General features: G+C 32.2%; 2 protein-coding genes and 1 pseudogene. 2 read left to right on the top strand and 1 reads right to left on the bottom strand.

What is annotated here, in order from left to right; genetic code table 11:
* Positions 1 to 197: pseudogene (locus BKH42_RS09635) on the top strand (hypothetical protein); the annotation flags it as partial.
* A 1,056-nt stretch (positions 198 to 1,253) separates the two neighbouring features.
* Here the strand turns inward: BKH42_RS09635 and BKH42_RS09630 are convergent.
* On the bottom strand, positions 1,254 to 1,421 hold the full coding sequence (locus tag BKH42_RS09630; RefSeq protein ID WP_180673968.1) for a hypothetical protein: 168 nt from the start codon (positions 1,419 to 1,421) through the stop codon (positions 1,254 to 1,256).
* A gap of 15 nt (positions 1,422 to 1,436) precedes the next feature.
* On the opposite strand from BKH42_RS09630, the gene BKH42_RS09355 reads away from it, so the two are divergent.
* Positions 1,437 to 1,868, top strand: a complete 432-nt coding sequence (locus BKH42_RS09355; protein WP_143428615.1) for a hypothetical protein — start codon at positions 1,437 to 1,439, stop codon at positions 1,866 to 1,868.
* The last annotated feature ends 2 nt before the right edge of the window (positions 1,869 to 1,870 follow it).

Here is a 1,870-nt window from a genome sequence, read left to right as displayed (position 1 = left end):
TGCTAGATTTTTTTGAGAAAAAACGCATTGAAAATCAAAATATGGCAATTTCCAAAGATGAATTCAAGAAGGATTTTTTAGATTATTGTAAAAACAATATGAGTGAAAATGAAATGCAAACCTTAGTCAATCTTTATACTAAAGAACCTACTAGGCTTACAAAAGAACACAAGGATATGCTAGAAATTAGACGTTAGGTATTTCCAAAGCGGTTGCTTATTCTTGAGAATCGCTTTCATAGAAATAATTCCATTGACATTGATATTATAATGCTATCATAGATCATCAATTCCATCATATGAAAATCATCATCTTGAATTTCATATGATTTGTTTTGGATTGATGTTTCTTATTAGTTTAGTGTGATTATTACCCCCTCCCCAAGTTCCTATGATGACAACGTAGCTCAATCGGGTATTAACGGGGGTTCAAGCTTGAAGGTTTCTCAAAGTGTTCAAACAATAAAATGATGTCTTTAATCAAAAGGATTCAATCCAGAATCAGATTCAATATCAATTTCAGATTTAAAACAAATCAAACAATTCAAATTCAAAACTAATTCAAAATCAATTCAAAACCAAAATTAAAATTAAAATCAGATTTAGATTCAGATTCAAAACAAATCAATCAAAATCAATATCAATTTTAGATTTAAAACAAATCAATCAATTTCAGATTCAAATCAAACCAATCAGATTCAATTCAACTCCAATTCAACTCCAAATTAGAATAGATTGAGATCATTCAATCCAAATCAATCAGATTTAGATTTAGATTTAAATCAATCAATTCAGATTCAATTCAAAACCAATTCAAGTCCAAATTAGAATAGATTGAGATCATTCAATCCAAGCCAAATAAAATCCAAACCAATCAGATTCAATATCAATTTTAGATTCAAAACAAATCAATCAAATCAATTTCAGATTCAAATCAAACAATCAAAATGAGATTTAGATTTAAACTAATCAATTCAAAATCAATTCAAGTCCAAATTAGAATAGATTCAATTTAAAATCATTTCAATCTAAACCAAACAAACTCAGTTTAGATGATGCAATCAGATTCATTTCGCACGTGATAAACAATCTGATCTATTATCAATGAGAGTGGGTTTATCACAAGTTCTCTTTTCACCTCCTTTTATTAGTTCTTTTTACTTCCTCTTATGTTGTTGGCATTACCATCATCAGGCTTGGCATGGTTGGTATTGGCATTACTTGGTATTGCCATCAGTTTTGATTTCATTAGCATTACCCTTCATGCTTACTTTCTCTTAGCTTACCATCATCAGGCTTAGTATGGTTGTCGTTGCTATTACTTGGTGTTGGTATTACTTTGACTCCATTAGCATTACTCATATGGTTACCATTAGCATTACTCATAACATTACAACCATTGATGGTATTAAAGGTTGTCATTGCTGATTCCTGGTATTGGCCTTACCGTTCCTGCCATCACCATTATTTGGTATTAGCTTTGTTGTCATCAACCTTACCATTCCCATCATCAGCTTTGACTCCATTGGCCTTACCATTCCCATCATGAGCTTTGACTCCATTGAGATCAGTTTTGACTCCATTGGCCTTACCATTCCCATCATGAGCTTTGATTCCATTAGCATTAGGATTGATTCCATTACCATTCTCACCTTAGCTTTGACTCCATCAGCCTTAGTATTGCTCTTACTTCCTCTTGGCCTTACCATTATTACCATTGCTATTATTAGTATTGCTAGTATTGCTATTTTTAGTATTGCTAGTATTAGCATTGCTATTACTAGCAGGACTGATTGGGGCAGGGTTGATTTGATAAGCACTAGGAGTGCGTCCCTTTGGTTTTTTGCCAAACAGATATCTCCCACCTAAAG

This window comes from Helicobacter sp. 13S00482-2, assembly GCF_002272795.1.
In the GTDB taxonomy this organism is placed as follows: Bacteria; Campylobacterota; Campylobacteria; order Campylobacterales; family Helicobacteraceae; genus Helicobacter_J.
Note: the sequence above shows the minus strand (reverse complement) of the source record. Positions and strands in the feature narration are given on the sequence as shown.

What these genes read in the sequence shown, in the direction of transcription:
- BKH42_RS09630 (WP_180673968.1), bottom strand. Translation starts at nt 1,421, where the DNA reads ATGACAACCTTTAATACCATCAATGGTTGTAATGTTATGAGTAATGCT.